Origin of the sequence: Frateuria defendens (assembly GCF_001182895.1) — a bacterium.
GTDB classification, from domain to species: Bacteria; Pseudomonadota; Gammaproteobacteria; order Xanthomonadales; family Rhodanobacteraceae; genus Frateuria_B; species Frateuria_B defendens.
In genome coordinates, this window is sequence record NZ_LFQR01000285.1 from 1 (window position 1) to 252 (window position 252).

A 252-nucleotide genomic window follows, 5' to 3' on the forward strand; every position below is an offset into this window, starting at 1 on the left:
GCCACCGGCACGCGCTGGACCACGCAGACGGCGGCCAGCACGGTCAGCGCCGGCGGCAACCTGGCGCTGGTGGCCGGCCACGACCTGACGGCCCCGGTCGCCACGCTCACCAGCGGCGGCGACCTGAGCGCCTGGGCCGGGCACGACCTCAGCCTGGCCGCCGCCACCACCGGCACGGCCAGCCACGTCACCCACCAGGTCGCCACGCTGAACGCGGGCGGCAACCTGGCGCTGGGCGCGGGCAACAACCTC

Annotated in this window: 1 protein-coding gene; it reads left to right on the top strand. The window is 77.4% G+C overall.

What is annotated here, in order from left to right; translation table 11 throughout:
- Positions 1–252, top strand: a 252-nt coding sequence (locus ACH65_RS18290; protein WP_049624076.1) for a hemagglutinin repeat-containing protein, incomplete at both ends; no start/stop codon positions are given.